Here is a 23,618-nt window from a genome sequence, read left to right as displayed (position 1 = left end):
CAATTCTGTTAAGTATGTGATCAGATATAGCGCTGAGAGCATAATATTTAGCCCGCTAGAATAATTAGCTATTTAAGTGAATTGGTATTAAACACAAAAAAGCCGCCCAAAAAGGGCGGCGCATCACAGGGAGATATCTTAACTGATTACTTACTTTCTAGTAAGTTGCCTTTGCCAATTTCGATTTTGCGTGGCTTTAAGGCTTCTGGAATTTCACGCTCTAGATCTATAACCAGCAGGCCATTTTCCAAACTTGCGGCCAATACTTTGACGTGATCGCCAAGTTGGAACTTGCGCTCGAAGTTGCGCTCGGCAATACCCTGATGGATAAATTTGCGCTCTTCTTGAGATTCTTTATCGGCCTTTGTTCCGGTCACCTTGAGCGTGTTATTCTCCGACTCAATGGTCAGCTCATTGTCGCTGAAACCGGCTACGGCCATGGTAATTCTGTACTGATCTTTACCCAGAGCCTCAATGTTATAAGGCGGGTAACTTGGTTGTTTATCGGTGCGTGCCGCCGCATCCATAAGTGATGCCAGGTGGTCAAAACCGATAAATGAACGATATAGTGGAGAAAGGTCTACTGTACGCATAATAATATCCTCAATTTAAGCAATATTTGGCGGTTGTTTTTCTGCTGAACAAACAACCTTTATGTATAAATATCAATAACTTTAGTTTGGTTAGGACCCTTTATGGCGTCCTCATAATCTGATGTATGGACGGTGCTTTTAATTTCAAGATAATAATTTCACATTTTTCTTAGAAAAGCCGGTCTAAAATAAGTATCAAATTGAAATTAAAGGATTTTAATGAAAAAGTTTTTTTTCCAACTCGTGGTCATAGCGGTGGTATTTTTCGCGGTGAGTGCCTATCAGGAGCGCCACCTTTTGTCTGCCGACCACAGCCCGGCTCCCTATTTTTCCCTGCCCCAACTGCATAGTGACGCTCGCTTTAGTATTAAGGAGTTGCAAGGGCAAAAAACCGTGCTGTATTTTTTTGCCCCCTGGTGCACCGTGTGTAAGTTATCTATGCCAAATCTACAAAAAGCCATGGATCGGGGCGACGTTCATGCCATCGCTATCGCTCTGGACTACCAGTCGCAGGCACAGGTAAGCGAATTTGTCGATGATTTACAGCTGACAATGCCTATACTTTTAGGTAGCGAATACACCGCACAGCAATATAAAATATCCGCCTTTCCAACCTATTACGTGATTGATGAATCTTTGTCTATTAGTGCACGTGCAATAGGTTACTCCACCGAGTTGGGTATTAAATTAAGAGGTAAATCAGATGATTAAAATGCTTTGCGCCGCTATGGGCCTGGCCCTGAGTGGCTCCCTGTTCGCCGCAGAGTTACCGGCGCTGCCGGAGCCGGTCAGCAACAATGCGGTGGCCAAGGTAAACACCGAGCAAGGCAGTTATTTCCTGAGCTTTATGGGCCTGGGGGCGGGTAAAACGCACCTTGATGTTCATAACAAGGTGTGGGCGTTAAAACTGGGCAGCAATGCCTGGCAAGCAAAGGCGCCGGTTCCGGCGTCAACCCAGCTATCGGGCCGCCTCGCCGCCACCGCCGTAGGCGTTGGCAAGTATGCCTATGTGTTTGGCGGTTACACAGTGGCCGCCGATCACACAGAGATCTCGGTGCCGGATGCCTATCGCTATGACGTGGAAAAAGATCAGTACCAACAGTTGGCTAATATGCCGGTGCCGGTGGACGACAGCGTCGCCCTCAACTACAACGACCAGTATATTTATCTGATCAGCGGTTGGCACAACGACGGCAATGTCAATCTGGTACAGGTATATGATATCGCTAAAGACAGATGGTCACAGGCCTCCCCCTTTCTCGGCGATGCGGTATTTGGCCACGCCGGCGCAATTAACGAGAACCTGATGATAATTTGTGACGGGGTTAAAACCGTGGCCTATGCCGAAAAACGTCGCGGCTTTGCCGCTAAAGCCCAATGCCTAAAAGGGGTTATCGACCCACAAGACCCTCGCCAGGTCTCATGGCACAGCATTGCCCACCCCAGCGGCAAGGCGCATTATCGTATGGCTGCGGGCACCATCAACGGCAACCTGGTATTTATCGGTGGCTCACCTAACCCCTACAACTACAACGGCATAGGGTATAATGGCAAACCCAGCTCGCCCTCAAGTCAGGTCTGGCGTTTTGATGTTCCCAGCAACCGCTGGCAACGGATGGAACACGCCCAAAGAGCAACCATGGACCACAGAGGTCTGCTCGCCCATGAGGGCACCGCCTATCGCATTGGTGGCATTGGCGAGAAGCAAAAGGTGTTAGACCAGATCACACCGTATCGATTTAAATTTTAGGAGTAACATCATGGCCAAAGCCTGTGCCTACCACATCCTGGTGAAGAGCAAAGAAGAATGTTTAGCAATTAAAGCCAAGCTCGATAAAGGCGGCGACTTTAATAAGCTTGCCAAACAGTACTCAACCTGCCCGTCGAAAAAACGCGGCGGCGATCTCGGTGAGTTTGAACGCGGCACCATGGTCAAGGCATTTGACGATGTGGTCTTCAAAAAACCATTATTTGAAGTGCATGGCCCGGTGAAGACCAAGTTCGGCTATCACCTGATTAAAACCGTTTATCGCAGTTAATCGTTTTTAACGAACAGATAAATCGGTTTTTGGCATTTTACCCGAGCTCCTAAGCTCGCTACACTGCCTCCTGTACCTTAAAAGAAGCACTGGAGAGATTATGTTAACTGTTATATTTGGTCGTGATGGTTGTCCCTTTTGCGTACGTGCGAAAGATGTTGCTAGCCAATTAGCCGAACAACGTGACGATTTTAAATTTCGCTACGTGGATATCATCAAAGAAGGGATCAGCAAGGCGGATCTGGAAAAGTCTGCCGGCAAGCCGTGTGAAACAGTACCGCAAATTTTTATCGACCAAGAGCATATCGGTGGCTTTACGGAATTTGAAGCCTACGCCAAGGCAAACTTGGGTCTGTATCAAGAATAACAGCTACCCTGAAGCGCCGCTCACCAAAGCGGCGTTTTCATTTGTTCATAAAACAAACTAAAAATTAAAAAAACAAGCGTAGCGCGAAACAAATCAACAAACGCCTTATTTTCAGCATTTTTATCCTGCCATTTCTACTTTGACAAGGACTAAAAAACTCTTTATTCGCTAACAGAAAACCCTTTATTTATGCCGTTTACACAGGTTTCCTAAAATACACCTGATTAAATTTCATACAAAACCAATCACATAGGAAATAGTTTCAATTTATACAAGCAATTACTGCTTCATTCCTGTACAATGCGCGCTCTTTGAATTCCTGAGGCGTTTTAATGTCAGAACCAGTCACCTTTGAGTCGTTGAACCTTTCTCCTGCTATCTTAAAAGCAGTGGAACAGTTGGGTTATGAGACTCCTTCCGAGATCCAAACTCAATGTATTCCCCTTTTACTCGACAAAAAGGATGTCTTGGGAATGGCGCAAACAGGTACAGGTAAAACTGCTGCCTTTGCTTTGCCTTTATTGAACAACATCGATGCCGATGCTAAGCACCCGCAGATCCTTGTACTTACCCCCACTCGTGAGCTTGCTATCCAGGTAGCGGAAGCGTTCGAGCAATATGCAAAATTTACTAGGGGCGTAGAAGTCTTAGCACTTTACGGTGGCCAGAGCTACGGTATCCAGCTAAGTGCATTGCGTCGCGGCGCACAAATCATCGTCGCGACCCCTGGTCGTCTATTGGATCACATCAGCCGGAAGTCTATCGACCTATCTCGTCTTAGCGCACTTGTGTTGGACGAAGCGGATGAAATGCTGCGCATGGGCTTTATCGACGATGTAGAAAGCATCATGGCGCAAACGCCAGAAACCAAGCAAACCTGTTTGTTCTCTGCGACTATGCCAAAACAAATTCAGTCTATCTGTAAAACCTACCTGCAAGACGCCGAGCAAGTGCGCATCACGCCACGTAACAGCACGGTATCGACCATCGAGCAGGTTTACTGGCAAGCCCGCGTACACAAGAACAATGCTATCGTGCGCTTCTTGGAAGCGGAAACGTTTGACGCCGCTATCGTATTCGTACGTACCCGTAACGACACGGTACAGCTGGCAGAACTGCTAGAGCGCGAAGGTTTCTCCGCGGCACCGCTTAACGGCGACATGAACCAGCAAGCCCGTGAGCGCACCGTAGACCGTCTGAAGAGCGGCTTACTTGATATCGTTATTGCTACCGACGTAGCGGCACGTGGCCTTGATGTTGAACGCATCAGTCTGGTTGTGAACTACGATATCCCACAAGACAGTGAAGCCTATGTACACCGTATCGGCCGTACTGGTCGTGCTGGTCGCCAAGGTAAGGCCATCTTGTTTGTTAAGGGTAACGAGCGTTACCTGCTTAAAAACATTATACGCCACACCAAGAGCGACATCGCAGAAGTACAGCTACCAAGTGCTAAAATGGTTGAGCAAAAGCGTATCGACGCCCTTGAAACCAAGATTGCCGCCGCCCTTGAGCACAAAGACAGCGAGTTCTTTGCCCAGGTTGCCAATTCAATCGGTAACAAGCTGCAACTTAGCCAAGGCGACCTTGCCGCGGCCCTGCTATGCCTAGCGCAACAGCAGACGCCATTGAAAGTGGAAGAGATCAAAGCGAAGGAACGTCCAGAGCGCGGTGAGCGCAATGAGCGCCGTAACGAACGTGGTGAGCGCGGTGAACGTCGCCGCGATGACAATCGTCGTGATGGTGATAAGCCACGTCGCGAGCGCCGCGACTCGAACATGCCGATGGATACCTACCGTATCGAAGTAGGCCGTGAGCACGGTGTACAGGTTAAGAACATCGTTGGTGCGATTGCCAATGAAGCGGATATCTCCAGCAAGTACATCGGTGACATCCGTTTGTTTGAGGCCCACAGTACCGTTGAGCTACCGCAAGGTATGCCCGCTGAGAAAGTTGCGCACTTCCAAAAAGTATTCATCTGTAAGCGCCCGATGAAGCTAACGCTAAGTCCAAGCGAAGCGAATGCGCCACGCGAGCAACGTGATTCACGTCCTCCACGCGAGCGTAATGACCGCAACGAAGGCAAGAAGCGCAGCTTCCGTGACCCAAATGCGAAAAGCCGTGGTCCACGCAAAGAGCGTCGCGCTGTTAGCTTTCAATAAGCAAAATTAAAAAAACCGCCCAAGGGCGGTTTTTTTTATGTCTTATCGCCGCGTATCCAGCCGACGCTGAATACATAACGTGTACCTTCTTCCACTAAGGTAACGGCATGAGCGTTAACATCCGGTCTAAACAGCTTGATACGCTTGCTGGTATAGATAGGTTGCTCGCATTCAAACTCACCGCCCTTCTTAGCAGCTTTTAAGACTATATTAAGGCGATAATGGCGACCAGACTCCACTGTATCCGTATGGCGCTGGATAAAGCTTCCTTGTTTGAAGCGCAAAAGATAACAATCAAACTTAATCGGCCAATATGCGCCAGCCAACAACATTTTGTCATAGCCGGACTGCTGACGCCCCTTCTGCCACCATAACCAACGCATTAGGTTATTCCTTATAATCGTAGCTCACTGCCATCTTGCTGATAATCGACAACTTTCGCAATTATTTAGGCACAAAAAAACCGCGCCTAAGCGCGGTTTTTCAAACGAGGGTAAAACCTTATAGGTCGCCTTCGTTTTCAGATAGGAACTTAGCAACACCTTCAGGGCTTGCGTCCATACCTTTTTTACCTTCAGTCCAACCAGCAGGACATACTTCACCGTGCTCGCTGTGGAACGCTAGCGCGTCAACCATGCGTAGCATTTCGTCGATGTTACGGCCTAGAGGTAGGTCGTTAACTACTTGGTGACGTACAGTGCCTTCTTCGTCGATTAGGAAAGAACCACGGAAAGCAACGCCCGCTTCTGGGTGCTCAACGTCGTATGCTTGACAGATTTCGTGCTTAACGTCAGCTACTAGAGCGTATTTAACTTGACCGATACCGCCGTCTGCAACAGCAGTGTTACGCCATGCGTTGTGTGAGAATTGTGAATCGATAGAAACACCGATTACTTCAACGCCACGCTTTTGGAATTCTTCATAACGCTTGTCGAAAGCAATTAGCTCTGAAGGACAAACGAAAGTGAAATCAAGTGGGTAGAAAAAGATAACCGCTTTCTTGCCTTTGATTGTCTCGTGTAGGTTGTATGCATCAACGATTTCGCCGTTACCTAGCACTGCTGCAGCTGTAAAGTCTGGTGCCTTGCGGCCTACTAATACACCCATTTTATTCTCCAAAATAGTTTGAGTTTATCGTACTTTGCGGCTGAGACGACGAGGCCGCCTAGCCTGTATTTATTCCTGCACATAGATATAGTGGCGGGCTTTTGAAAAACAACCCCGACATTAAAAATACGTACATTTATATTCTTGGGCGCTATGTTACTGAGCTAGGGCGCAAAAGAACAATCGCATTTAACGATAGCAGTTATCGAAAAAAGTGATTGTTTAATTTTTAGCTGTTCAGGCACAAAAAAGCCTGCATTCGCAGGCTCTTTAATTAATCCATAATGTCTTCGGGCATATCGCCACGAATTTCCTGCCAGATTTGACCGCTCTGATGGCCATAACGACGCATTAGGGAAATGGCACCGTCGTGGTCTTGCTTCTCGGCCAGCTCAGCCAGATCAGAATAGAATTGACGCGCTAACTCACGAGTACGGGGATCAGAGAAGTAGTGACAACCGATTTTTGAGTAAAAGCCTTTAAAGCCATTGAGGATTAACACATAAATTTTGTTGTTTCCGGCACTGGCAAGGTGATGGTGTACCAAATAGTCATAGTCGGCAAAGGCCTGAGCCGTGTCTTCAACACCGTCACGCTCGGCAACAATTTCCTTTACACGCTCTGGGTCGATTTTGATCGCCGCACGCATATAGATGGCACTGATGTTGGTGCGTGCTGACAGTAGCTGATCGGTCAGCTCGGGCATTTTATCTTCGTCAAGACGCGCCAGCGTCTCAAGAATATTAAGACCCGAGGTTTCCCAAAAGTTATTTACTCGCGTTGGCTTACCATGTTGAATGGTGAGCCAGCCATCACGAGCAAGGCGTTGTAAAACTTCACGCAGTGTCGTACGAGTCACGCCGATGAGTTCCGATAGTTCGCGCTCGGCAGGAAGAATAGAGCCTGGTGGAAACTCACCATTCCAGATGGACTCAACTATGTATTCCTCAGCAAATCCAGCTGGGCTTTTCGCTTTAAAAATTCTCATCTAAGGTCCACTTCACCACGGTTTATGTAATTTTAATTATCCCACTGATTGTACCAGATGATTAGCAACTAACAAGAAAACTTCACTGTAAAGCACACCGAGTAAAACTGGCAATTGCACAAGACAATAATAAAGTATCAGCTTTTCCCGGCGTTTGGCTGGTGCTTGCATAGACCCAGGTGCAGGTACAGAAAACTCGTTTATCTATTCGGCGCTAATATATTTAGTCAAAAACAAAATAGATAACTCATATTGCACCTACCCGTTAACCCTTCTTTAGTGGTGTTTTCTGCTGACGCAGCCAACGAGCTCCCATCAACATGAACACGATTAGATAACCCAAACTACCACCTGAGCTGCTTAAGTCGTCTGAGTCGGCATTTTCCACTTTAATATAAAACTGAACTTGGGCCGTTAGCCCTAAAGGATCAGTTGCCGTAACAGTAACCAGATAATCACCTGCTTTGGTTGGCACACCTGAAATGTAACTGCCGTCAAGCACTAAGCCAGCTGGCAAACCTTCTGTAGTAAAGATAAGATTATCGCCGTCGGGATCACTAACGATATCCCATAACGCTCCCTCATATTCAGTGCCAACAGTCATTCGTTGGTCATATACTTTTTGAAACACAGGCGCCTCGTTTAAATTAAGCAACTGAGTTTTTAGTGGAAATGTAGCTCGCCATGACCCTTGTTCAGTCACTAATTTAAAGGGAAAACTACCGTCATGGGCTAGGGAGTAAGCTTTTTCAATTGTAAAGCGAATATAGTTATCTTTCGGCACCGCATTTTTATTATCTTCGCTACTATAGCCTATCGCCAGCATCCAAGTTTCTTGAAACTCAGGTTCAGAAGTAAACAGCTCATAAATAGGAAGTGTTAACTCCTCGTAGGAATAAATGGTGTCAGGCTCGTTGAAATCCACTGCCACGTTAACAAGAAATGGCGCCTTGATTACTTCAATACCGTTTTTCACATAGGGGTTGTCAAACACCAGTAGGTCAGAACCCAAGTACGCTCTTAAGGAACCCTCTGAGACTTGGGGATACAGGTGATTCATAAACTCAACTTGATAGTAGCTGTCCGTGTTGATGTCATAACCAAATGATCCACTGGTGCTGTAACCCGAACCAAAAGCAAGTTTGGTAGTTTCATTATAAAAATAAGGACGTCTGGCCTGCACGTTCAACTTCTCCACACTACCGTCAGGCAATAATTCCATGTCATCTACAAACAAGCGGTCTGTAACAGGGTTATAAAATACCGTTTCAACACAGCAGCCGTCTTCAAATTTTCCAGCCCACTTATCTTCTACAAGTAACTCGTCGTTATTGTGAGATATGCTGATAAATTTATGCCTGTGAGTTCCCCAATAAACGATTCCGTCCTTGTAAGCACTGATGCGCGGAAAGGTAAGCTTTTCAACATAGATCTGAGCACAGTTATTGAGCGTTGTTAGCTCCTCAATGTCACAGTAGTAAACCTCCTCATTCACCTCAAAATAAACGTGTGCTTTGTCAGGAGAGATCACTGGACGACTGTCAGCTCCATGAATTGGTTGCCCAAAAAAATGCCCGTATTGAAATACTGGATACTCAGACAATAGCTGCTCATCTTTATAAATCTGAGCATAAACAAAGGTATCATTTGGGTTTAAGACAAGGGCAAATACTTTGTTTGATAGCGGCTCTGCCATAATCAACTGTGCCCAACTACCTTGACTTTGCCCCTCAAGTACAGTTTTCGATTGAATCTCCCCTGTTTCATTCAGTGTATATCGAGACAACCCCAAGGATATTTCAGAGCTTATTTGTTGAAAGTCGTTTCCCCATGCTGGTGAGCCTTGGTTGTCTCGTCTATTCACTAGCAGATCATTATTCGATAGGTGAAGAGTACTAAAATAGTCAAACTGATACGTTTCTCCTACCGGTTCAATTTTTAGGGGGCCCAACCAGAGGACATTGTTAATTTGTACAGGGCGGTCTTCAAACCCTTCCTTGTTACCGTATGACCTTTGCCCAGTTATAACTTGATAGCTCTTCAACCAATGTGGGTAGGTGAAGTTACTATTTATTCTTGCCAATGGATCAGTAGGATCAAATAACCATGGGCTAAATGCATTCGGCTTAACTCTTACCCAGTCAGTATGAGAACCAACACCAAGGAATTTGCTCCCATCCCAATTGTTAGCTATTAATTGTGGACTCGAGTCTTCGCTTAGTGGCCAGTTAAAACGCACCACATTACTGGTATATGATTTTAATACAATAAATCCATCGTTTTGATCTAAAACCAAAACATCGGGGGTCATAAATTCAGCCAATTTAGGAACACTAAATGGAACAGAATAAATAGAGCCATCCCAAGGATAAACATTGCCTATAAAATCCAACAAGGTTCCATCAGGGTGAATATAAGTGCTGTAATGATTAGGTAATTCGAAATCTTCGTGTGTGTAACGGCCTACTTCCACCGCCTGCTGATCAACGATTTGATATTGCACCATAGCTGTGTCCCCGAGTATCAGCACCAAATCTTGGTCTGGCAACAGCTTTATAGAGTAATTGCCAATTCCACTTGGCACATCTAACACATGCTGAAACTCACCTGTAGATACACCTTGGTCATCAAATGGTAGGAAATACACATCAAATACGGTGGCAGCTAGTGCTCCCCTGCCATCACTGTATAAAGCCACTTGATTGTCAGCTTCGTAGCGACCTAAATATGTATGGTCCAGCATTTGCCAACCATTCTCATCTGCTTGTAACGTATAAAAATGCCCCTCATTAAAACTATACGCTACCCCCTCTTTACTGGGGTGATTCACCATGTTCGTGAACACATTCGCAAAAACCACTGTTGATGCAGTTGAAAGAGTTAGCAGCCATATTAACAACCCGATTCTTATCATCTTATATCCTTATTTTTTTATTTTTACTTACAGCTAACGTGTCACAGATGCGGTAATAATCTAATTAAGTATTAACATTTAACTTCTTTTTAAAACCACGCTCTAGAATGATTTCGACCGAGTCTTTAGCAAAGCATTAAATTGCTCACACAAAACCCAGGAGAGCAAAGAAGAAGAGGTAAGCAGAAAATATAGGATAAGTATTCGTCTGAGTTGCATCGATTAACATCCTTTTTCTCTGTTTATAAATTGTGCCAATTAAAGTACCACTCTAACAAGCCATTTAATAAAAATGAAATTTCCGATCCGCTTTGTTCTTAAAGCTGTCCTGAGAGTGTTTATGTTAACAAGCTTTGCGGCAGAATTGGATTGGTTTAACGTCAACTTTATAGACTTTAATAGGTGGCCCAAAAATATTGTTAATGTTTCAGATTTGCCTGTAGTAGACATTTATACTAATTGATTGTGTCGTAAAAAAAGCCAATTCACTGTAAATCGCACCGAGTAAAACTGGCAATCGCACAAGACAATAATAAAGTATCAGCTTTTAGGGGTTTCTGCCCGGTGCTTGCATACCCCAAACAGCGTGGGCATAATCCTCAAAATAAAAATTAATAAGAGAGTCCCATGAGCTGGTTAAGTAAGATTTCGCGACAACGCGCGCCCTGGTTACTATTGGCGTTAATCGCCACCCTGTTTGAAGCAACGGCGCTGTATTTCCAATACGCCATGGATTTAGCCCCGTGCATTATGTGTATCTATCAACGCACCGCCGTGTTAGGCGTGTTGTTGGCTGGCCTTATTGGCGCCATCAACCCTGCTAATATATGGCTGCGCCTGAGCGGATTGGCTACCTGGCTGGTTGCCAGCATTTGGGGTCTGCTATTGGCCCGTGAGCACATTATGATGCAAACCACCACGGATCCCTTTGCCTTCGTCTGTGAATTCGAACCTAACTTCCCCGTGCCCTTGCATGAATGGATCCCTGGCTTCTTCGCCGCGACCGGCGACTGTGGTAACATCGACTGGCAATTTTTAGGTCTGTCTATGCCGGGTTGGATGCAGGTGATTTTTGCAGCTCTTGCTGCGGCAGCGATTATCGTGACCTGTGCTAGCTTGTTCTTTAAGCCTGGCAAGTCATGATTTATTTTCTCGCCAGTCACATTCCTAAGCTGCAACCCTTCAGCCACCGCCAACGCCTCCAACTGGTGGCCGAGGCGTTGGAGTTATTGAGTGCTCAGGAGCGCATCATCTTTAATATCATTAAGCTGCTACTTATCACGCCGCTGTTTTTATTGTTGGTGCGCTTTGAAGGCTGGAATATGTTGCCCTGGTTACTGCTCGCCGGCCTTGCCTACCCTATTCTGGTGTTACCCGTACGCCACTACTTTGCCTGTCGTCATCTCGACCAGGCGATTGCAGAGCATAATAAAGGCAGCTAATGCTGCCTTTATGTTATCGTCCCACTACAACGAAACCTTGTCCTTGAGTTCGGCCATTAGCCGCTCGCCTATCCCTGGCACATCATCCAATTGCTCAATACTCTTAAAGCCACCATTTTTATCGCGATAATCGATTATCGCCGCCGCTTTAGCAGGGCCAATCCCAGGCAAGGCCTGTAACTGCTCGGCCGAGGCCTGGTTCAAGCTCACTTTAGCAGCGCTCGGGGCTTCGCTTTTACTGGGTTCGGCTGGTGCCGCAACAACCGGGTGAGTGGTGGCAAGTAAGAGTATTGTGGCAAGGGCGCCTGCAAAGGCACTTGCAGAGGTGTTCAGTAGTTTCATACTTCTCTCCTTAAAGTGATGACTATTCCTTTGGTACTACCGCTATTAAATAAAGAAGAAGGAACCAGGCTTGTCAACCTAGTGGCTCTGGCGCACACGCATCGACCCAAGCTCCTGAGCACTGTGTTTATCGCAAGTTACGGAAAAAGAATAAAAACACCTTGACCTTAGCTCCTTGCCACCCTAATCTAACTGTATAAAAAAACAGTATAGTTAGGAGATCCCATGGCTGTTGTCGTTAAGTACGTAGTTGAAAGAGATGGAGTCGAGCGCATGACCTTTACCAGTAAAAAAGAAGCCGATGCTTATGACAAAATGCTCGATATTGCCGAAAACCTAGAAGGCCTATTGGCAAACGCCGATGTCCCCTTAAGCGAACAACAGGTCGAGGGCCTGGCGCTGCAAATAGCTAAACAAAAAGAAGATTTCATGCAGGTGCTAAAAGGCGCTAAGCCAAGTGATAAAAAAGCCGAAAAAAAGCCCAAAGCACAGGACAGCAATGACAAGGTGACCGAGCTGAAGGCCAAAGAAGCCTAACCAACAGCCAGAATTAAAAAAGCCAGCTAATGCTGGCTTTTTTGTTGATAACCTTTAGTTTGGTTATTTAGTAACCTCGGCCACGGCATCGGCAAAGTAATCGATGTTTGCATGGCTGATACCGGCTACATTCACACGGCTCGAACCAACGATGTAAATCGAATACTCTTTTTGCAGGCGCTCGATCTGCTCTTTATTAATGCCTAAGAAAGAGAACATACCGTGCTGACGCTCGATAAATGAGAAGTCCATGCCGTGACATTTGGCATTTAGCTTCTCTTTTAATAGTGAACGGAACTCGTTAATGCGTGAGCGCATTTCATCCAGCTCATCGTGCCACATGGTGGTCAGCTCTGAGCTAGCTAAAATAGTGCTGACGATATCCGCACCGTGTGCCGGCGGCATAGAGTAAATGCTACGCACCACGCTCAGCAATACCGAGTTAGATACATCGGCGCCGCTGGCATCTTTAGAGATGATAGAGCATGCACCGATACGGTCACGGTATAAGCCGAAGTTCTTCGAACATGAAGAACAGATGATCAACTCTTCAACCTGAGAAGCAAGCAAACGCAGGCCGGCAGCATCTTCGTCCAGGCTAGTACCAAAACCCTGGTACGCGATATCGATAAGCACGGTAAAACCTTGTGCTTTGGCGATGTCGGTTACGGTTTGCCATTGCTCGGCATTTAAGTCCATACCACTTGGGTTATGACAACAAGCGTGGAGCAAGACCACATCGCCAGCCGGGATCTGGCTTAGAGCGTTTACCATTTCATCGAACAATAGACCCTTATTTTCATAGTCGTAGTAAGGGTATTCTTTCACCGTAAGACCAGCCGCTTCAAACAAGCTGATATGGTTAGCCCAGGTCGGTGTAGTCACCCAAACCGTAGCATCATCGTTACAACGCTTAATAAACTCGGCGGCTACGCGCAATGAACCTGTACCACCTGGAGTTTGCGCCGTACGAACACGGTCTGCCAGCAAGGCTGGGTGGGCATCGCCTAACAGCAGTTGTTCCATTTTCTGACAATAATCCAAGTTACCGGCCAATCCGATATAAGACTTGGTGGCCTCATTGGCTAAGCGAAACTCTTCAGCTTTTTTTACGGCTCTTAACACAGGGGTGTTGCCCTGCTCGTCTTTGTATACGCCGACACCTAAATCGATTTTATTGGCATTGGTGTCAGCCTTGAACGCAGCCATCAACCCAAGAATGGGATCCGTCGGTAATGGTTTTAACTGTGAGAACATGGGACTCTCTTTTTAATTATCTCAGGGGTTAGCAGTACCCGGCCACATTAAGCTGGCAGATGCGCGACAATTTCTTTGCTTGCGGCAACTAACAGAGCTAAGCGTTCGGGGGTAAAAAAGTCTGTGCTGAATGCTTCCGCATCGACGATACCCACTACTTTACCTTCCTGCGAATAAAGCGGCAAGCAGCTTTCCGCCTTCACTTTTGGGTCACATGTATAGTATTCGCCACCGCTGGCAACATAGTCTTCCACATTGTTGATAATTCTGGCCTTTCCTGAGCTTGCGACCTGTACATTGTTACTGGTGGCGGCAAACTCAGCGGTTATAGGGAATAAGGGCCGGCTAGGCGCACCATAATAGGCCAGTTTTAGCAGTTGCCACTGGCCGTCAATATCACGAGCTTGATAGATACCAAACCAGTCAACACCACTTTGCTCCACGACAAAATCAACGATCGCCTGCAAGGTAGCAAGCCGCTCCTCGGCACCGGTATCAAGGTGCTCACGCAAGCTAAAGGGCTCTTCCTGTAAATGGCCAAACAGGCTACATGCGCCGCCCTCGCCCAATTCTGGAATTAAATATTGCCACTGCACCTGAGCATTGGCTGTCGCCACATATTCTTTTAGTAAAGCCTGATACTGCTCGATAAGCGCCACATCCGCCTCGATGTGCGCCAGTTGGTTATATGAATTCATTTAGCCATCCAAACATCTAAACCTTTAAACGGATGCTAACACAGAGGCAAAAGCACAGGCAATCATTAAATAAGGCGGGCGACCAACCCTCTAGAGCGTATAGGTGATGAGCACCTGGTTACCCTTGTCGTTATAGCTCACCGTCGTCGCGAGTTCATGTAACAAGGCAATTCCACAGCCATAACCTTGATACTGCTTTGGCGGTCGATGGCAGCGGTGATTAAAGCCGGGGCCGGAGTCGGTCACCGTCAGTTGCAATTGACGCTGCGTTGGCCGGTACGCTATGTCCAAGCGAATATGCCCACTCTCAAGCTGGACCAATGCCCGCTCACGCCGCGCATAATATTCGATAAAGCCGGCGTCGCTGCGTTTAAGCCCCGAGTCCAAGGCCAGTAATCCATGTTCCAGGGCATTGTTATAGGCTTCGGACAACAAGATAAAGAGCGCCGATTTATGGGCTCGGAACCCCGGTATACTGGCCACGAGATCAATCAATTCGGAGACGGGATCCGTGCTTTTTAATTGCTGCGCGTCCAGCTCCAGACTCAGACTTAGAGGTAACTGGCTTAGGCGCTCAGGAACAGGTTCCAACTGCGGCTGTGGCTGCGGGTCAATGAGTACTAGGCTGTAATCATCCGCTTGCTTGTCGCCGCCACTAAACCAATGCACCGCTCTAAGGACATCGGCTGAGCTAGCCTTGACCTTGGCAGCCACGGCGCTGAGCAAGCCTTGCTCGCCAAATTGCTGCTCCTCACCATTCGTTGCCTCAATAATGCCATCGGTGTAAAACACCAGGCGGACATTATCTGCCAAGGTGAGGTGCACCAAATTCCGTTCGAATTCATCATCTTCAAGTATGCCAAGCGCCATATGCCGAGACTGCAGGCGCTGTAATACCCGCCCCTGCTGATCGAGCAAAAAAGCATCGGGCAAGCCGCCCATCCAGAGGGTGGCGCTTTGCGCACTTGGGCTCAGCTCACACAGTGTCGCCGCACAAAACATATGCGCCGGCAATAATTGCTCAAGGGCCTGGTTTATTTCCCGGGCAATGTCGGCCACGGCAAAGTTTTTCTCCACCATGGTGTAGAAAATGCGTGCCACCGGCAGAGCGCCCACCGCAGCTACCAAGCCATGACCGGTAAAATCGCCCAGCAGAAAGTACTGGCCTCCGTTGGGACTCAAGGCACTGAGGAAAACATCACCGTTGAACATCGCCGCAGGTGACAAATGCCAGTCGACCCCCTTGGGCACCTGCATATTTCGCTGCAGGGCATTGGTAAAGATATGCTCCACCAGCTCGTATTCGCGCTCCGTTTGGCGCTGATAGTAACTAAGCGCCCGCGTCTGCTCCATGGACTGCGCCAGCAACTGGCGAATACGCAGGTGCGCCCGCAGTTTGGCTCTGAGAATATGAGCATCAAATGGCTTGGGCATAAAGTCATCACCGCCAACATCAAGACAGCTAGCCAGGGCCTGCTGCCCCTCTAATGCGGTAATAAAAATGATGGGTAAGTAAGCGCCCCCAGCCTGTTGCTTTATTTGCGGCGCCGCCTGATACCCGTCCAGGATGGGCATCATAATATCAAGCAGCACCACATCCACCGCCATGCTGGTTACCAAGGCCACCGCCTCGGCGCCGTTAGCGGCTTCCAGCACACAATACTGCTCGCGCTCCAATAAGGCGCGCAGCACTTGCCGGTTAAGGGCCTGATCATCCACCACCAAGACCACCGGGGGATGTTCGGCTATTCCAGGTGAGCCGCCGAGGCGGCCAACCTCAGTCAATGGCAAACTTCTTGTCAAAACGAGAAATCTGGAAGATCTTCTTCAATTGCGCATTGGCATTACAAATAGCAAAGCGTTCAACTTGTCCCTTCAAGGCTTTTTGCATGTTTAACAACATGCCCAGCGCCGAGCTGTCCATGTAACTGGTGGCACGTAAATCCACCTCCACAGAGCGCGCGCCGGGGTCGATGCCAATGTAAGCGTTACGAAAGTCCTGTACTAAGTTAAAATCAAACTTATCCTTAATCACTATTACCAATGTATTCTTTTCCTTGTCGTAATGCTGATTCAAACTCATGCTCGCTCCTAAGCTACTGATTATTTGCTTGTTTAAAATATAGGACCTAGCACTAATTTGGCAATAAGCAGAGCGCAATTATGATAAACTAGCGGCCTGATTAGGTCGGAGGTAGTGATGAGCGACAATAACCTAGTGTATTCAACTGAGACGGGACGCATTAAAGCGCCTGTTGAGCAAGAGCAAGCCGACGTTAAGCTGTTTAAAGACGGGGCCCTGCGTATCGAGCGACAAACCAAGGGCCGCAAAGGCAAAGGGGTGATGCTGGTTGTTGGTATTGACCCGCAGGAACATGATCTAAAGAAACTGGCGAAGCTATTAAAATCAAAAATGGGTCAAGGCGGCGCCGTTAAGGATGGCGTTATCGAAATCCAGGGTGATGACCGCGACAAACTTAAAGGTTTGCTGGAAGCACAAGGCTTTAAGGTCAAGATAGCCGGCGGCTAAGCCTCAAGACGCCCATATTATTGCGGGCTATACAAGGCCCGCCAATGGCCTCGTAAGGTCTGCGGGTCGTAGTCAATATGGGCCACGCCACAGGTTGGGAAGATGGGCATTTTATCCGGACATAGCTCGGCGACCATATAACTGACAATGGGCATATGGGCGACCACCAGCCAGCAGTCTATGTCATCGTGCACCGCAATCAGAGCGCTAAGGTAATCAACGGCGCGTTTAGCATCGGCGGACGGGATCACTTCCTCGCTGTCTTCGCTGTAAATAAAGTTGCGACAATGCTCCTTTACCTGCATCGCGGTTTGTTGCGCCCGCACATAGGGGCTCACCAATAAGCCTTGAGGATTAAAGCGTTGTGCCAGCCATTGACCAACATGATCCGCCTGCTCCAGGCCCTTGGCGGTCAACTCACGCAAATTATCTTCTGCCTGCAATGGCTGCGCATCGCCATGACGCATGATTAAAACTGTTTTCATTTCTGTTAAATCAACTAATTAGAGAAAAAGTTTTGCCGCAAAAGCTAGCCATTAAGGCGCGATATTCGCTATAGTTTAGCTTTACCACCCGATATTCAGGTAGGCACTTCGCCGTAACCGCTGGCCCTGAACATCTTGTAACTTTTTTTAGTTTCAGGAGCAATAATTGAATATCAGCCGCAATGATAACAGACTCTACCAAGCGCTAACACTGCCCAATGGTCTTAGGGTTTTGTTAGTCGCCGACAGCGATAGTCAAAAAGCGGCCGCCGCGCTTACCGTTAATGCCGGGCACTTTGATGATCCCTGGTACCGCCAGGGCCTTGCCCACTTTGTCGAACATCTGCTTTTCCTCGGCACCGAAAAATTCCCCGAAGCCGGTGAGTTTCATGACTTTATTAGCCGCCACGGCGGCAGCAGCAATGCCTGGACCGGCACCGAACACAGCTGCTATTACTTCGATATCACCAAGCAATATTTTCAGCCGGCCCTGGAGCGTTTTAGCCAGCTCTTTATTGCCCCCCTGTTCAATGACGCAGAAATAGACAAAGAACGTAACGCCATCGACGCCGAATTTAAGCTAAAAATTAAGGACGATGGCCGTCGTATCTACCAGGCACACAAGGAAACGGTCAACCCCAAGCATCCCTTTGCCAAATTCTCGGTGGGCAGCCTGGATACCTTGAGCGATGAACAAGGCCCGATAAAACAAGAACTGGAGTCGTTTTTTTCCGAGCACTATCAGGCCCAATGGATGACTTTGGTATTATGTGGCCCCTACTCCTTGGCGCAATTGCAGCGCTGGGCCGAACATCTATTCACAGAGCTCAACAGCAGCACGTCCAGCAAACCCGAGATTGCCGAGCCCTTGTATCGGGCGCAAGACCTTGGGCTGGAGCTGCATATAGAGCCCCATAAGCATTTGCAAAAGCTGATCATCAGCTTTGCCATGCCGAGCATAGATGAATTTTATCAGCATAAAACGGTTAGCTTTCTTGCCCATTTACTCGGCTATGAGGGCGAGGGCTCTCTGCATTCTCTGCTTAAAAGCCAGGGCTGGATCAATGCCTTATCCGCCGGCGGCGGCATTAACGGCAGCAACTTTAAAGACTTTAATATCAGCCTGGCGCTCACCGATGACGGCATTGAATATTATCAGGATATCGTCGAGATGGTGTTTGCCTATATCGCCCTTATCCGCGAAAACACCGGGCAACTGCACGCTCTGTATCGGGACAAGCAAACGCTGTTGCAAATCGCCTTCGATAACCAGGAAAAGGCGCGCTTACTGGATTGGGTCAGTGGCCTGAGCGTGAATATGCACCACTATCCCAGCGAACATTATCTGTATGGCGACTATCTGATGGCCGGTTATGAGCCACAGCAGTTTGCCCAGGTGCTCGACTGGCTGAGCCCCAAGAATATGCGTTTGGTGTTGATCCACCCGGGCGTTAGCGGCGATAAAACCACACAATGGTACAACACCCCCTATTACACCAGGGCCTTGGAACCCCAGTGGCTGGATGCCCTGGCGGCCATTGATACGCCGCTAAACACCATGTCTCTGCCCGAGGTGAACCCTTACTTGCAACGCCCCTGCATACTGCATGAACTGGAGTCGCCCGGTGCCACCCCAGAAAAGCTGGCCTCACACCCGGGCTTTAACTTTTGGTTTAAACAAGACGCCACCTATCGCGTCGCCAAGGGTCACTTTTATCTGGCCATCGACTCCCAGTTGGCAGTCAAAGATGTGCAGCATATGGCCCTCACTCGCTTGTTTGCCGATCTCTTTATCGACTGTGTGGCCGAGCAGTTTTATCCCGCCGAGCTGGCAGGCCTCAACTACCACCTGTCTTCACACCAGGGTGGTTTAACCCTGCACACAGCGGGTCTGTCTTCCAGCCAGCTGGAGCTAGCGCAGGGGCTGTTAGACGCCCTCTTTAACGCGGATATTTGCGCCAAACGCTACGCCGAATACAAGAAGCAATTGGTACGCCACTGGCAATCGAGCAACCAAAACAAACCGGTGAGTGAGATTTTCAGCCGCATCGGCGCCGAGATCATGCCCTGGAATCCCACCCCGGAGGCGCTGGCGCAGGCACTTAAAAGCACCAGCTACTTGCAGTTTAAGCAGTTCCGCGAAGAGTTTTTTGCCGCCGTGCATATCGAGGCATTTTTACACGGTAACTGGCGCCCAGCCGACGCCTATGACTTTTTGCGACTGATCCAGTCCCATCTGGAACAAAGAGCCAATATCGAAGCCATCAGCCGTCCGCTTGAGGAAATAACCTCCATAGTACAGCAGCAGCTTAGCCTGCCCTGTAACGACCATGCCATGGTGATTTACTATCAGGCCACCAGCGGCGATATTGAAGAGAAGGTATTGATGATGATGGTCAATCACCTCCTTAATCAGCCCTACTTTAATGCCCTGCGCACCGAGCAGCAGCTTGGCTATTTGGTGGGTGCCGGTTATGCGCCTTTTAATTCCCGCGCAGGCCTGGCATTTTACGTGCAATCGCCCAATGTCTCGGGTAAGGAGCTATTGGCGCATCATAATCACTTTATTAGCCAGTACTGCCAATAAGTGACGCAAATGGATGAGCAAACCTGGCAGCACAGCAAACAAAGCCTGTATCGCCAGATTGCCGAGAAAGACAAAAACCTGCGCCTGCGCTCACAACGCTTTTGGCTAGCCATCAGCAATCCAGGTGTCGAGTTTACCCTGCAGGCAAATTTACTGAGTACGCTGGAAAACATCGAGTTTGAGCAGGTGCTGCAGTATTTAAACGAGTTGTTTGCACCGCAGCGCCCGCGAATGGAGTGGTTGAGTGATCCGCTCACTGAGCAAGGTCAAAACGAGCAAAGCCAGCCCTTATAAGGTTTGATCCTTGCCCAAGTTCAGGTCCCGACGCGTTGGGCTGCCTGGATATAAAACACTAATAATGCTTTGATTATAATTGTTTTATTCTTTTGTAAAGGATGCTAGTTTGAATTAACTAACACGTTTATATAAAGGGATTTATTGTGAGTCTTCTAAAACCGACCAGCGCTTTAATTTTGGCTTTTCTTGTAGCCACAATGGCCTCAACCACGACTTTAGCTCAAGAAAAATTAAGTGACACCTACAGTCAACACACCGAAATCATACAGTCAAAAGTGCTTGGTGAAGAGCGCAGCATCCTGGTGCAATTACCTAAAAGCTACCACACCAACCCTGACAAGGTGTACCCGGTAATTTACCGCCTAGATGGTGCCAGTAATGTCCCCCTGCTTACGGCGGTTATAGAGCGCTTACAGCATGCCCAATCAGCTCCCGAGGTTATTATTGTCGCCATAGAAAATACCAACCGCCTGAGAGATCTTTATCCCACGGTAAACCAAGACCCAAGGGGGCCGGTCGGACTCGGTGGCGGTGGCGCCAAGTTTTTGGATTTTTTCGAACGTGAATTGATCCCTTTGGTCGATAATAAATACCGTACCCATGACTTTAGAGTCATTGCCGGCGCTTCCGCAGCCGGAGTCTTTGCCCTTTATGCGCTGCAAGCCAAGCCCGAACTTTTTCAGGCCCATATCGCCTATAGCCCTGCGGTGTGGTGGAACCATGGCGCGTCGGCAAAGAGTACCAAGGAGTTCATTGCCAAAGCTAAAACGCTTAATAGCTATGTGTATATGAACATAGGTGAAGAAGGTGGCGATATGCGCGCTGTGTATGATGACCTGCATCAGTTTATGCTGGCCAATAAACCCAAAAATCTGACCCTGGTCACCAACGCCTTCGATAACGTAGCGCACGCACTGACATCCAGCGCCGGCATATTCAATGCGTACCATCATTTATTTATGCCCAGGGCCATGCCGGTACAGGCCTTCACCGGCGAGCTGGACTCTATTACCGACTACTACGCTCGCCTTTCACAGCAATACGGCGAACAGATAGCGCCGCCGGAACAGGTAATAAGAGAACTGGGTTACCACTTTGTCTTTGAAGAAGATGACTTTACAACGGCAATAAAGCTATTCAAGTTTAATATCGAATTGCACCCTAAGTCCGCCGATGCATACAACGGACTGGCCTTCGCTTATGAGCGCAACGGACAATATAAGGACTCACTGCAACAGGTTAATATGGCCTTAGAGCTCTCCAAAGAAGGCGATGCGGGTTATGACTTCTTTATCCAACGCCGCGATAGATTGCTTCCGTTAGTGAAGGGCACGCAAAGTTAACTGGCTTACAAGGCCGCGATAATCAACTTTAGTTTGAAAAGGAAATCATGGGTGCATTTGTATTTTTATACTTCTTTCTAATTATCTATGCACTTGCAATTAGGTTTGCATCTAGAAAAGAGGTCTATTCTGGTCATGTTAGTTGGGCATATAAATTACAAGCTTTTACTTGTGTTGCTATTACAGCATTAACTAGTGCATCAATTGCATTCCTTTTTGCTCAGAATGTAGCCGAATGGTTCTATCAGTTTATACCTGCATTTATTGTGGCAGTCATTGTTGCTGCAAATAAGCCTATTGATTACAGTGAAATTCAAACTAACAAGTTGTTAAAGCAGGACAAGTAAAGCTAGGCTGGCGCTAATTTTAGCCAAGCTGAATCTGCCCATCATGCGGATGTTATATCTCTAAGGAAGGAGTTACCTCATGGAAGAAGAATCGACGTTTATTACCTTTGCATTGTTTACGCTCTTGGCTGCCATTAGTCCCATTATTTTGGCCATTATTGCAAGCGTGAAACTACACAGAACCTTTGGCAAGGGAGCCATTTTCTTTCTTAGCATTGGAACCATCCTCATAGGGCTGCTGCCGCTCGACACGCTCGCGACGGTTGCACTATCAAGGTTGGATACCGACCTACTTGCTAAAGCTATGCTCTATAAAAGCTATGTTGTCATGGCGTTGACTTATCTGGGCTCGGTCTCTATCTCGGTGGGCATTCTAATGCTGTGCCACCAGTATCAAACAAAGCCCTAACCATGCCGCTTGGGAAAGTATTCACTCTCTTAAGCCCGTAGATTGTGCCAGCTCGCTACCCATGCTGGTTTTAGCACAGCCAAAAAGGTAAGCTAACTTCAAGGACTGAATAATAACCTATTATAAAGAAAGGAAAAATTGTGCATCCAAATAGAAATGCAATCGCTTTTGGTGGTCTAGTGGCCACAGTTTTATTCTTTGTGCTCTTAATCATACTGGCCTTGTGGGCTTGGCCTAAATACAAAGTATATAAATTAGAAATGAATGGTATTGCCGCATTAAAAGAGGCGGAATGGAGCAAACAAATCCTCATTGAAGAAGCCAAGGCAAGGGAGCAAGCGGCGCTAATGCAAGCAAAGGCGCGGGTCACGTTAGCCCAAGCCGAGGGTGAAGCCAAAATTGTTCAAGCAAAAGCCGAAGGCCAAGCAGACATTGAAAGAGCAAAGGCAGCCGCAGAGGCAAACAGAATCATAGGCGAGTCTCTAAAAGGGAATGAAGCTTACCTGCGTTATGTCTGGATTAAAGGCCTGCAAGAAGGCAATGGCGAGCGCATATACATCCCCACCGAGGCAGGTCTACCCATACTCGAAGCGGGCAAAGCAGGAAAGTAATCTGCTTTTGGGTGAATTGCTAAAACTAGATAGTTTGTCCAAACAGCTGGATCTTGTCGCGGTGACGACGACACCCAACTAAGAAAACCGTTGCCGATGAGTTGCAACTCACTTACACAAAAAAGGATGCTCGGCGGCATCCTTCTCGGCACCAAGAAATATCAGGGACGCCAAATAATCCCACAATGGGCTATGGCGCGCATCAAAGCGCGGCGGTAATGCACATTAAACAGCGCCAGGGCGAAGGGTCCACATAAGCCGCCTAACAGGGCCCAGCGTTTGGCTGGCATGCCTTTGGCGGTGGCAACTACAAACAACAAACTGGCAAACACGACACTTAATAATAAAATCATAATCCCCCCTCATTCTCGGGCGGCGACTTTACCATAAAGATGCTGATTAATTAACCACCCAGCCCACCCTGCTTCTTTAATTCACAGCTAGACCATTGGTTATTAAGTAAACTTTTTCAGTTGATTTTATTTCATCTAGAAGCCGATACGCGCCCAAAATCCTGAGCACAAAAAAGCGCAGCATATTGCTGCGCTTTTCAATCTTGTACT

The 23,618-nt window shown here is 47.7% G+C and carries 25 protein-coding genes and 1 pseudogene; 14 read left to right on the top strand and 12 right to left on the bottom strand.

Annotated elements, in window-relative coordinates:
• Positions 1-146 precede the first annotated feature (146 nt).
• On the bottom strand, positions 147-593 hold the full coding sequence (locus C2M36_RS11395) for an Hsp20 family protein (protein ID WP_105255005.1): 447 nt from the start codon (positions 591-593) through the stop codon (positions 147-149).
• A 219-nt stretch (positions 594-812) separates the two neighbouring features.
• Here C2M36_RS11395 and C2M36_RS11390 point away from each other — a divergent pair, with 219 nt between their 5' ends.
• The 5 genes from C2M36_RS11390 (at position 813) to C2M36_RS11370 (ending at position 5,161) form a co-directional block, all read left to right on the top strand.
• Positions 813-1,304, top strand: coding sequence for a TlpA family protein disulfide reductase (locus tag C2M36_RS11390; RefSeq protein WP_105255004.1), 492 nt, complete (start codon positions 813-815; stop codon positions 1,302-1,304).
• Positions 1,305-1,326: 22 nt separating this feature from the next.
• Positions 1,327-2,343, top strand: coding sequence for a Kelch repeat-containing protein (locus tag C2M36_RS11385; RefSeq protein ID WP_442792655.1), 1,017 nt, complete (start codon positions 1,327-1,329; stop codon positions 2,341-2,343).
• Between the two features lie 10 nt (positions 2,344-2,353).
• A complete protein-coding gene (locus tag C2M36_RS11380) occupies positions 2,354-2,632 on the top strand; it encodes a peptidylprolyl isomerase (RefSeq protein WP_105190458.1) in 279 nt (92 codons plus the stop codon).
• Positions 2,633-2,732: 100 nt separating this feature from the next.
• A complete protein-coding gene (locus C2M36_RS11375; protein WP_105255003.1) occupies positions 2,733-2,999 on the top strand; it encodes a GrxA family glutaredoxin in 267 nt (88 codons plus the stop codon).
• A 332-nt stretch (positions 3,000-3,331) separates the two neighbouring features.
• Complete coding sequence (locus tag C2M36_RS11370) at positions 3,332-5,161, top strand: DEAD/DEAH box helicase (RefSeq protein ID WP_105255002.1); 1,830 nt, start codon at positions 3,332-3,334, stop codon at positions 5,159-5,161.
• A 35-nt stretch (positions 5,162-5,196) separates the two neighbouring features.
• On the opposite strand, the gene C2M36_RS11365 is transcribed toward C2M36_RS11370, so the two are convergent.
• The 4 genes from C2M36_RS11365 to C2M36_RS11350 all read right to left on the bottom strand — a co-directional run bounded on the left by C2M36_RS11365 (position 5,197) and on the right by C2M36_RS11350 (position 10,170).
• Positions 5,197-5,544, bottom strand: a complete 348-nt coding sequence (locus C2M36_RS11365) for a 2OG-Fe(II) oxygenase (protein WP_105255001.1) — start codon at positions 5,542-5,544, stop codon at positions 5,197-5,199.
• A 118-nt stretch (positions 5,545-5,662) separates the two neighbouring features.
• Complete coding sequence (locus tag C2M36_RS11360; protein ID WP_105255000.1) at positions 5,663-6,268, bottom strand: peroxiredoxin; 606 nt, start codon at positions 6,266-6,268, stop codon at positions 5,663-5,665.
• 274 nt (positions 6,269-6,542) lie between these two features.
• On the bottom strand, positions 6,543-7,256 hold the full coding sequence (gene fadR, locus C2M36_RS11355; RefSeq protein WP_105254999.1) for a fatty acid metabolism transcriptional regulator FadR: 714 nt from the start codon (positions 7,254-7,256) through the stop codon (positions 6,543-6,545).
• A gap of 265 nt (positions 7,257-7,521) precedes the next feature.
• Positions 7,522-10,170, bottom strand: coding sequence for an Ig domain-containing protein (locus tag C2M36_RS11350; RefSeq protein WP_105254998.1), 2,649 nt, complete (start codon positions 10,168-10,170; stop codon positions 7,522-7,524).
• Positions 10,171-10,797: 627 nt separating this feature from the next.
• On the opposite strand from C2M36_RS11350, the gene dsbB reads away from it, so the two are divergent.
• Entirely contained in the window at positions 10,798-11,313 is a 516-nt protein-coding gene (gene dsbB, locus C2M36_RS11345; protein ID WP_105254997.1) for a disulfide bond formation protein DsbB, read from the top strand.
• Positions 11,310-11,612 (top strand): DUF6170 family protein, encoded by a 303-nt coding sequence (locus C2M36_RS11340; RefSeq protein ID WP_105254996.1) that lies wholly within the window; start codon positions 11,310-11,312, stop codon positions 11,610-11,612. Before dsbB ends, C2M36_RS11340 begins: the two co-directional genes overlap by 4 nt.
• A 24-nt stretch (positions 11,613-11,636) precedes the next feature.
• Here C2M36_RS11340 and C2M36_RS11335 read toward each other — a convergent pair whose 3' ends face one another.
• Positions 11,637-11,954, bottom strand: a complete 318-nt coding sequence (locus C2M36_RS11335; RefSeq protein WP_105254995.1) for a ComEA family DNA-binding protein — start codon at positions 11,952-11,954, stop codon at positions 11,637-11,639.
• Between the two features lie 225 nt (positions 11,955-12,179).
• Here C2M36_RS11335 and C2M36_RS11330 point away from each other — a divergent pair, with 225 nt between their 5' ends.
• Positions 12,180-12,491, top strand: a complete 312-nt coding sequence (locus C2M36_RS11330) for a YebG family protein (RefSeq protein WP_105254994.1) — start codon at positions 12,180-12,182, stop codon at positions 12,489-12,491.
• Positions 12,492-12,554: 63 nt separating this feature from the next.
• Here C2M36_RS11330 and C2M36_RS11325 read toward each other — a convergent pair whose 3' ends face one another.
• The 4 genes from C2M36_RS11325 to C2M36_RS11310 form a co-directional block, all read right to left on the bottom strand.
• The gene (locus tag C2M36_RS11325) at positions 12,555-13,748 is read right to left on the bottom strand and encodes an amino acid aminotransferase (protein ID WP_105190469.1); all 1,194 of its coding nucleotides are present in this window, start codon (positions 13,746-13,748) and stop codon (positions 12,555-12,557) included.
• A gap of 47 nt (positions 13,749-13,795) precedes the next feature.
• The gene (locus C2M36_RS11320; RefSeq protein ID WP_105190470.1) at positions 13,796-14,446 is read right to left on the bottom strand and encodes a GAF domain-containing protein; all 651 of its coding nucleotides are present in this window, start codon (positions 14,444-14,446) and stop codon (positions 13,796-13,798) included.
• 90 nt (positions 14,447-14,536) lie between these two features.
• Positions 14,537-16,231, bottom strand: coding sequence for a fused response regulator/phosphatase (locus tag C2M36_RS11315; RefSeq protein WP_234399163.1), 1,695 nt, complete (start codon positions 16,229-16,231; stop codon positions 14,537-14,539).
• The gene (locus tag C2M36_RS11310; protein ID WP_105254993.1) at positions 16,224-16,529 is read right to left on the bottom strand and encodes an STAS domain-containing protein; all 306 of its coding nucleotides are present in this window, start codon (positions 16,527-16,529) and stop codon (positions 16,224-16,226) included. The genes C2M36_RS11315 and C2M36_RS11310 overlap by 8 nt, the downstream gene beginning before the upstream one ends.
• A gap of 117 nt (positions 16,530-16,646) precedes the next feature.
• Here C2M36_RS11310 and C2M36_RS11305 point away from each other — a divergent pair, with 117 nt between their 5' ends.
• Positions 16,647-16,976 (top strand): stress response translation initiation inhibitor YciH, encoded by a 330-nt coding sequence (locus C2M36_RS11305; protein ID WP_105254992.1) that lies wholly within the window; start codon positions 16,647-16,649, stop codon positions 16,974-16,976.
• Between the two features lie 17 nt (positions 16,977-16,993).
• On the opposite strand, the gene sixA is transcribed toward C2M36_RS11305, so the two are convergent.
• Positions 16,994-17,461 (bottom strand): phosphohistidine phosphatase SixA, encoded by a 468-nt coding sequence (sixA, locus tag C2M36_RS11300; RefSeq protein WP_105254991.1) that lies wholly within the window; start codon positions 17,459-17,461, stop codon positions 16,994-16,996.
• A gap of 166 nt (positions 17,462-17,627) precedes the next feature.
• Between sixA and C2M36_RS11295 the strand changes: the two are divergent.
• The 5 genes and pseudogenes from C2M36_RS11295 to C2M36_RS11275 all read left to right on the top strand — a co-directional run bounded on the left by C2M36_RS11295 (position 17,628) and on the right by C2M36_RS11275 (position 23,055).
• Positions 17,628-20,342: pseudogene (locus C2M36_RS11295) on the top strand (insulinase family protein).
• A gap of 200 nt (positions 20,343-20,542) precedes the next feature.
• The gene (locus C2M36_RS11290; RefSeq protein WP_105254990.1) at positions 20,543-21,688 is read left to right on the top strand and encodes an alpha/beta hydrolase-fold protein; all 1,146 of its coding nucleotides are present in this window, start codon (positions 20,543-20,545) and stop codon (positions 21,686-21,688) included.
• A 47-nt stretch (positions 21,689-21,735) separates the two neighbouring features.
• Positions 21,736-22,035 (top strand): hypothetical protein, encoded by a 300-nt coding sequence (locus C2M36_RS11285; RefSeq protein WP_105254989.1) that lies wholly within the window; start codon positions 21,736-21,738, stop codon positions 22,033-22,035.
• A 79-nt stretch (positions 22,036-22,114) separates the two neighbouring features.
• On the top strand, positions 22,115-22,444 hold the full coding sequence (locus tag C2M36_RS11280; RefSeq protein ID WP_105254988.1) for a hypothetical protein: 330 nt from the start codon (positions 22,115-22,117) through the stop codon (positions 22,442-22,444).
• A gap of 140 nt (positions 22,445-22,584) precedes the next feature.
• Entirely contained in the window at positions 22,585-23,055 is a 471-nt protein-coding gene (locus C2M36_RS11275) for a hypothetical protein (RefSeq protein ID WP_105254987.1), read from the top strand.
• 161 nt (positions 23,056-23,216) lie between these two features.
• Here the strand turns inward: C2M36_RS11275 and C2M36_RS11270 are convergent, their stop codons facing one another.
• The gene (locus C2M36_RS11270; protein ID WP_105254986.1) at positions 23,217-23,408 is read right to left on the bottom strand and encodes a hypothetical protein; all 192 of its coding nucleotides are present in this window, start codon (positions 23,406-23,408) and stop codon (positions 23,217-23,219) included.
• Between the last annotated feature and the right edge of the window lie 210 nt (positions 23,409-23,618).

Origin of the sequence: Pseudoalteromonas sp. T1lg75, from assembly GCF_002964705.1 — a bacterium.
Lineage (GTDB): Bacteria > Pseudomonadota > Gammaproteobacteria > Enterobacterales > Alteromonadaceae > Pseudoalteromonas.
This window is presented reverse-complemented; position numbering and strand designations above follow the sequence as displayed.

Bases quoted from the DNA above. Each gene is read 5' to 3' on its own strand.
- C2M36_RS11340 (WP_105254996.1), top strand. From the start codon at position 11,310: ATGATTTATTTTCTCGCCAGTCACATTCCTAAGCTGCAACCCTTCAGC.
- C2M36_RS11310 (WP_105254993.1), bottom strand. From the start codon at position 16,529: ATGAGTTTGAATCAGCATTACGACAAGGAAAAGAATACATTGGTAATA.
- C2M36_RS11325 (WP_105190469.1), bottom strand. From the start codon at position 13,748: ATGTTCTCACAGTTAAAACCATTACCGACGGATCCCATTCTTGGGTTG.
- sixA (WP_105254991.1), bottom strand. From the start codon at position 17,461: ATGAAAACAGTTTTAATCATGCGTCATGGCGATGCGCAGCCATTGCAG.
- C2M36_RS11305 (WP_105254992.1), top strand. From the start codon at position 16,647: ATGAGCGACAATAACCTAGTGTATTCAACTGAGACGGGACGCATTAAA.
- C2M36_RS11285 (WP_105254989.1), top strand. From the start codon at position 21,736: ATGGGTGCATTTGTATTTTTATACTTCTTTCTAATTATCTATGCACTT.
- C2M36_RS11375 (WP_105255003.1), top strand. From the start codon at position 2,733: ATGTTAACTGTTATATTTGGTCGTGATGGTTGTCCCTTTTGCGTACGT.
- C2M36_RS11280 (WP_105254988.1), top strand. From the start codon at position 22,115: ATGGAAGAAGAATCGACGTTTATTACCTTTGCATTGTTTACGCTCTTG.
- C2M36_RS11270 (WP_105254986.1), bottom strand. From the start codon at position 23,408: ATGATTTTATTATTAAGTGTCGTGTTTGCCAGTTTGTTGTTTGTAGTT.
- C2M36_RS11320 (WP_105190470.1), bottom strand. From the start codon at position 14,446: ATGAATTCATATAACCAACTGGCGCACATCGAGGCGGATGTGGCGCTT.
- fadR (WP_105254999.1), bottom strand. From the start codon at position 7,256: ATGAGAATTTTTAAAGCGAAAAGCCCAGCTGGATTTGCTGAGGAATAC.
- C2M36_RS11350 (WP_105254998.1), bottom strand. From the start codon at position 10,170: ATGATAAGAATCGGGTTGTTAATATGGCTGCTAACTCTTTCAACTGCA.
- C2M36_RS11335 (WP_105254995.1), bottom strand. From the start codon at position 11,954: ATGAAACTACTGAACACCTCTGCAAGTGCCTTTGCAGGCGCCCTTGCC.
- C2M36_RS11290 (WP_105254990.1), top strand. From the start codon at position 20,543: ATGGCCTCAACCACGACTTTAGCTCAAGAAAAATTAAGTGACACCTAC.
- C2M36_RS11365 (WP_105255001.1), bottom strand. From the start codon at position 5,544: ATGCGTTGGTTATGGTGGCAGAAGGGGCGTCAGCAGTCCGGCTATGAC.
- C2M36_RS11380 (WP_105190458.1), top strand. From the start codon at position 2,354: ATGGCCAAAGCCTGTGCCTACCACATCCTGGTGAAGAGCAAAGAAGAA.
- C2M36_RS11360 (WP_105255000.1), bottom strand. From the start codon at position 6,268: ATGGGTGTATTAGTAGGCCGCAAGGCACCAGACTTTACAGCTGCAGCA.
- dsbB (WP_105254997.1), top strand. From the start codon at position 10,798: ATGAGCTGGTTAAGTAAGATTTCGCGACAACGCGCGCCCTGGTTACTA.
- C2M36_RS11395 (WP_105255005.1), bottom strand. From the start codon at position 593: ATGCGTACAGTAGACCTTTCTCCACTATATCGTTCATTTATCGGTTTT.
- C2M36_RS11330 (WP_105254994.1), top strand. From the start codon at position 12,180: ATGGCTGTTGTCGTTAAGTACGTAGTTGAAAGAGATGGAGTCGAGCGC.
- C2M36_RS11370 (WP_105255002.1), top strand. From the start codon at position 3,332: ATGTCAGAACCAGTCACCTTTGAGTCGTTGAACCTTTCTCCTGCTATC.
- C2M36_RS11390 (WP_105255004.1), top strand. From the start codon at position 813: ATGAAAAAGTTTTTTTTCCAACTCGTGGTCATAGCGGTGGTATTTTTC.